We start from the raw sequence: 5570 nt of genomic DNA on the forward strand, positions 1-5570 counted from the left end.
CTCCGCCTCCCCGCCCAACCCCCCACGGCCTGACGCCGCGCCGTCGACTACCGGCTGATGAACCTCACCGAACCGAAGACGTCACCCGTGCGCATGCCGGGTTCCAGGAAGTTCACCACCGCGCCGTCGGCACAGCCCGCCCCGCGGTGCAGGACGGCGACCCGGTCGGTGTGATTGGACGGCTCGCCGGCGGTTCCCGGAGTGTTGTAGCACCGGTAGTCCTCGGGATCGTTCAGCACGTGCCCGTACCCGTCCACCCGGTAGGCGAAGCTTCCCCGCGCGGCCTGAGCGGACGTCGGCAGCACAGCGACGAGAGCGCCGGCGGCGACAACGGAGACAAACACCCTCGCGAATTTCCTCATGAAACCAACCCTCCGGGCGACATGTCGCAGGCGGAGCCCAGTGTGACCGCCCGGACATCCACGCCGGACACCGTTGACCCGAACGGCCCCAGCCGAAACGATCCGCCCTCACCCGGCAGACTGATCTCGTCCACCCCACCTCGGTTGTGCGGGGTGGGTGCCGCTGGTGGCGGAAGCGGTCGCTGCTCCCGTTCGGGCTGTGCTGGACTCGGGAGCGGGAGGCGGCGAACGCAGGCCGCTGGTCGTCGGCTTCTCCGACTTGGTCGGAGTAACGCTGAGAGCGACCGTGCGGAGTCGTCGTTCCGAGAGTGCGTTCGCGGAGCTCGACGTGTGGCTGGATCTCCTTTGTCGCGACGGGCGGAAGGAGAAGTGGCGAGCCGAATCCTTCGCGGATGATCTGCGGACGATTCAGGGGTTCATCGAGGCGTACGCCGTCCACGGGAACTCCTGGAGCGGACTCCCCAGCAGGCCTTCCGGCGCGGCGTCAGACGTAGCGTTCGAGGATTGAGGATTCGGCGAGGCGGGAGAGGCCTTCGCGGACGGAGCGGGCGCGGGCCTCGCCGACGCCTTCGACGGCCTGGAGGTCGTCGACGCTCGCGGCGAGCAGCTTCTGGAGGCCGCCGAAGTGCTCGACCAGCCGCTCGATGACGGTGTTCGGGAGGCGCGGCACCTTTGCCAGGAGGCGGAAGCCGCGTGGGGAGACCGCCGAGTCGAGGGTTTCCGGCGCCCCGCTGTAGCCGAGCGAGCGTGCCACCGTCGGAAGCTCCAGCAGTTCGCTGTGGCTGAGGCGGTCGAGTTCGCCGAGCGCGCCGGGTACGGTGCGGGCCCGCCTGCCGCTCGGCTCGGGCACGTAGTCGCGGGCGACCAGCTCGCGCTCCGGCTCGACGCCGGCGATCAGCTCGTCGAGCTGGAGGGAGAGGAGTCGGCCGTCCGTGCCGAGCTCGACGACGTACTCGGCGATCTCCGTGGCGATGCGCCGGACCATCTCCAGCCGCTGGGAGACCGCGGCGACGTCGCGGACGGTGACCAGGTCCTCGATCTCCAGCGCGGAGAGCGTGCCGGCGACCTCGTCGAGGCGCAGCTTGTAGCGCTCCAGCGTGGCGAGGGCCTGGTTGGCGCGGGAGAGGATGGCCGCCGAGTCCTCCAGGACGCGGCGCTGCCCCTCGACGTACAGGGCGATGAGCCGCATGGACTGGCTGACGGAGACGACCGGGAAGCCGGTCTGGATGGACACCCGCTGGGCCGTGCGGTGCCGGGTGCCGGTCTCCTCCGTGGGGATCGAGGCGTCCGGCACGAGCTGCACGCCGGCGCGCACGATCTTGGTGATGTCCTTGTCGAGGATGAGCGCGCCGTCCAGCTTGCACAGCTCGCGCAGCCGCGTCGCGCTGAACTCGACGTCGAGCACGAAGCCGCCGGAGCACAGCGCCTCGACGGTCTTGTCCATACCGAGCACGATCAGACCGCCGGTGTTGCCGCGCAGGACCCGCTCCAGGCCGTCCCGCAGTGCGGTGCCCGGGGCGACCGCGCTGAGGGAGGCGCGCAAGAGGCCGTCAGCGGTTCCGGCCCGTTCGTTGGCTGCCACGGCGCTCCTTCGGTCGTGCGGTACGGGTGCCTGTCGGCGGTGTCTCCTGGACGGGCGTGACCGGGCCAAAGTCTACCGGCGCCGCCGCCCCCGGACCGAGGACTCCCCGCCGGAGCCCCTCCGAGCACGTGTTTCTTCCGGCCGCCCGGTCGGGGCGGCGTGGAATCGGCACGCGCCGGTCCTCACGCCCCGGCGCCCTCCTGACTCCCGGACGCGCCACCGCCGCCGCCGGTTCCCGCCCCGGCACCGGCACCCGCACTGGCACCCGCACTCGCACCGGCCCGGCGCCCGGACCCGCCCGACCGGGCGCCGCCGTTCCGGCCCTCCGCGCCGCGCGGGCGGCCGGTCGGCAGCACCCGCAGGGCCTCGCCGACGTCGGCGACCTCCAGGACCCGCATGCCGTCCGGCACCCTGCCGGGGTCGGCGGGGACCAGGGCGTGGGTGAAGCCGAGCCGGGCGGCCTCGGCGAGGCGGCGCTGGACGCCGGTGACCCGCCGCACCTCGCCCGCCAGCCCGACCTCGCCTATCGCGACGAGGTTCTTGGGCAGCGGGATGTCCCCGGCGGCGCTGGCCAGGGCCAGCGCGACGGCGAGGTCGGCGGCCGGCTCCGACAGCTTCACGCCGCCGACGGTGGCGCTGTAGATGTCGCGTTTGCCCAACGCGGTGATGCGGCCGCGCTGTTCGAGTACGGCGAGCATCATCGACACCCGGGAGGTCTCCAGACCGGAGGTGGTGCGGCGGGGGGAGGGGATCTGGGAGTCGACGGTGAGGGCCTGGACTTCGGCGACGAGCGGGCGCCGCCCCTCCAGCGTGACCGTCAGACAGGTGCCGGGGACCGGCTCGGAGCGGCGGGTCAGGAAGAGCCCGGACGGGTCGGCCAGCCCGACGATGCCCTCGTCGTGCAGTTCGAAGCAGCCGACCTCGTCGGTGGCGCCGTAGCGGTTCTTCACGCCGCGCACCAGCCGCAGCCGGGCGTGTCGGTCGCCCTCGAAGTGCAGTACGACGTCCACCAGGTGCTCAAGGAGGCGGGGGCCGGCGATGGTGCCGTCCTTGGTGACGTGGCCGACGAGCAGCGTGGCCATGCCGCGCTCCTTGGAGGCCCGGATCAGCGCGGCGGCGACCTCCCGGACCTGGGCGACGCCGCCGGGCGCGCCGTCGATCTCGGGGGAGGCGACGGTCTGCACGGAGTCCATCACCAGCAGTCCCGGCTTCACCTCGTCGAGGTGGCCGAGGACGGCGGACAGGTCCGTCTCGGCGGCGAGGTACAGGTGCTCGCTGAGCGCGCCGATGCGGTCGGCGCGCATCCTGACCTGCCCTGCCGACTCCTCGCCGGTGACGTACAGCGTGCGGTGCTCGGCGGTGGCGGCCTTGGCGGCCACGTCCAGCAGGAGCGTCGACTTGCCGACGCCGGGCTCGCCGGCGAGCAGCACCACGGCGCCCGGCACGAGGCCGCCGCCCAGCACCCGGTCCAGCTCCGGCACGCCGGTGCCCCGGGCCTCGGCCTGCCGGGCGTCGACCTGGCCGATGGGCAGCGCCGGCGCGGACACCCGGCCGGGGGTCGTCGTCCGCACGGCGGGCGCGCCGCCGGTCTCCTCGACCGTGCCCCAGGCGTGGCACTCCGGGCAGCGGCCGAGCCATTTGGCGGTGGTCCAGCCGCACTCGGTGCAGCGGTAGGAGGGGCGGTCCTTGGCGGACGACTTGCGGGTGGCCATGCGGATCACCGTAGCGTCGGCCACCGACAACCGGCCCGCGCGGACCGTGAGGGGCGAGGCGTCGTCGTCGAGGGTGACGGCGGCGTTGTCCCCCTTCGGGTGAGATTGTCACCCGTAAGGGTTAAAGCTTCGGCGGGACGGGCAGTACGCACCCGCGCGCCCCCTACCGTCTCGGCGTGATGAGCAGCAGGCGCGAGCACCCCACGAACACCACAAGCGCACCTCCCGCGCGCCGTGGCGCGCGGCGGACCGCCCAGCGGGCCGGCCTGCCCGATCGGGAGTCGGCGGGCGCCGCCGTCGCCGAGGCCGTCGTGCCGTCGGGCGGTGTCGCGCTGTCCGGATACCAGTCCGGAGCGCTCTCCGGATCGCCCGCCGGTCCGCCCTCCGATGCCGTGGTGTTCGGCGCCCCTGGGTCCGGCGCGGCCGCTGCCGATCCGGCGTCCGATCCGGCGTCCGACGATGTTCATCTCGACGGCCTGTTCACCTACTGCCTGTCGGTCATGTGCGACCACGACGAGGCGGTCACCGCCCTCGGCCAGGCGCTGGCCATCGCCGAACGGCAACGCGAGCGGGGGCGCGCGCCGGCGCACGCGCTGCTGCGCCCATGGTTGTACGCGCTGGTGCGCTGGTCGTGCCTGCGCCGCCTCAACGCGCTGCGCCGTCAGGAGCGCGAGGGGCGCCGCGCCGACCCGGTGAAGGTCGTCGGACCGCTGGCCACCCAGCGGCGCCGCGAGTTGGCCGCGCTGTCCTGGCCGGAGGCGGCCGGTACGACGCCCGAGCAGCGCGAGGCCCTGGAGCTGGCCGTCCGCCACCGGATGCCGGTGGAGGAGGTCGCCGTGGTCCTCGGGCTGGAGGTGCCGGCGGCCCGGCTGCTGCTGTCCGGCGCCGCCTGCGAGGTCGAACGCACCCGGGCCGCGCTGTCCGTCGTGGACAGCGGCGGCTGCGCGGCGATCAGCCGGCTCGGCGGGGACACGGGGGTGGTGCTCAGCGCCGCACTGCGCCGGGAGTTGGTGCGGCACGTCGACGAGTGCCCGGCCTGCCGGTTGGTCGCCGAGCGGCACATGGCCGGTGAGCCCTGGCCGGGCACGTCACCGGGCCGGTCCCGGCCGCTGCCGGTGCTCACCGCCTCCCGGCCCGTCGTGCACGCCGCCCTGGTGAGCGCGCTGCGGGCCCGCTCCCAGCCCATGCCGCGCTTCGACCGGCGCGGCTTCCCGGTCGAGGTCAAGGACCGTTCGGCGCGGCTGGAGAAGCTGCGCAGCCGTGCGGTGACCAGCACGGTGGTGGCCGCGGTGGTGGCGGCGCCGGTACTCGCACTGTGGGCCGCGTACCGGGGTGCGCCGCTGGTCGGGGAGGGACGGGACGACTCGTCCGTGTCGGCGCGGGAGTCCGACGGCCCGGGCGTGGAGGAGTACCCGTACGAGAACGCCGGCAGCGCCGACCGCGCCACCGGCACCGGAGAGCGCGCGCGGCCCGGCGAGCGGCCGGGCGACGGCGCCTCGGTGACCGTCGAGGCCGAGTCCGAGCCCGATCCCGGCGACACCCCCGTCGACCCCGAGCGCTCCCCGGGGGAGAGCCCGAGCGCCCCCGAGGCCAGTCCGTCGGGGCCGTCGCCGGGGCGGCTGACCGTGCAGGCGCAGCCGACCGAGGGCGCCACGCTGATCACGCTGACCAACAGCGGCGGTACGGCGCTGAACTGGTCGGCGTACGCCGAGGGCCGCTGGCTGCGGCTCAGCCAGCGCTCCGGCACGCTGCAACCCGGCGAGTCGTACACGATCACCGTGCGGGTCAACCGCCGGCGGGAGCCGGAGGGCGACTGGGTCGCCCGGGTGCACATCGCGCCTGCCAACGCGGTGATCACCATCGAGGGCCACGGCAGGACCCCCGACCCCGGCCCCTCGGAACCTGTCGCTTATA

Annotated in this window: 5 protein-coding genes; 2 read left to right on the top strand and 3 right to left on the bottom strand. The window is 74.3% G+C overall.

Features of this window, described 5'->3' with window-relative positions:
* Positions 1-47: 47 nt before the first annotated feature.
* Positions 48-362: a hypothetical protein gene (locus tag FNX44_RS23155; RefSeq protein WP_143650749.1), complete on the bottom strand. Its 315-nt coding sequence runs from the start codon at positions 360-362 to the stop codon at positions 48-50.
* A 166-nt stretch (positions 363-528) separates the two neighbouring features.
* Between FNX44_RS23155 and FNX44_RS23160 the strand changes: the two genes are divergently transcribed.
* Positions 529-870, top strand: coding sequence for a hypothetical protein (locus tag FNX44_RS23160; protein ID WP_143650751.1), 342 nt, complete (start codon positions 529-531; stop codon positions 868-870).
* On the opposite strand, the gene disA is transcribed toward FNX44_RS23160, so the two are convergent.
* Both disA and radA read right to left on the bottom strand, forming a co-directional pair.
* Positions 847-1905 carry a DNA integrity scanning diadenylate cyclase DisA gene (disA, locus tag FNX44_RS23165; RefSeq protein ID WP_153507648.1) on the bottom strand — a complete coding sequence of 353 codons (1059 nt, stop codon included), beginning with the start codon at positions 1903-1905 and terminating at the stop codon, positions 847-849. The two genes, FNX44_RS23160 and disA, sit on opposite strands and share 24 nt — an antisense overlap.
* Positions 1906-2126: 221 nt before the next feature.
* Positions 2127-3656, bottom strand: coding sequence for a DNA repair protein RadA (radA, locus tag FNX44_RS23170; protein WP_228450139.1), 1530 nt, complete (start codon positions 3654-3656; stop codon positions 2127-2129).
* 179 nt (positions 3657-3835) lie between these two features.
* Here radA and FNX44_RS29570 point away from each other — a divergent pair.
* Positions 3836-5570: BACON domain-containing protein (locus tag FNX44_RS29570; RefSeq protein ID WP_143650754.1), on the top strand; the 1735-nt coding region annotated here is incomplete at its 3' end.

It is taken from the genome of Streptomyces alkaliterrae, assembly GCF_007097205.2.
GTDB lineage: Bacteria > Actinomycetota > Actinomycetes > Streptomycetales > Streptomycetaceae > Streptomyces > Streptomyces alkaliterrae.

Excerpts from the sequence above, each read along its gene's own strand:
- FNX44_RS23155 (WP_143650749.1), bottom strand. The coding sequence starts at position 362 with ATGAGGAAATTCGCGAGGGTGTTTGTCTCCGTTGTCGCCGCCGGCGCT.
- radA (WP_228450139.1), bottom strand. The coding sequence starts at position 3,656 with ATGGCCACCCGCAAGTCGTCCGCCAAGGACCGCCCCTCCTACCGCTGC.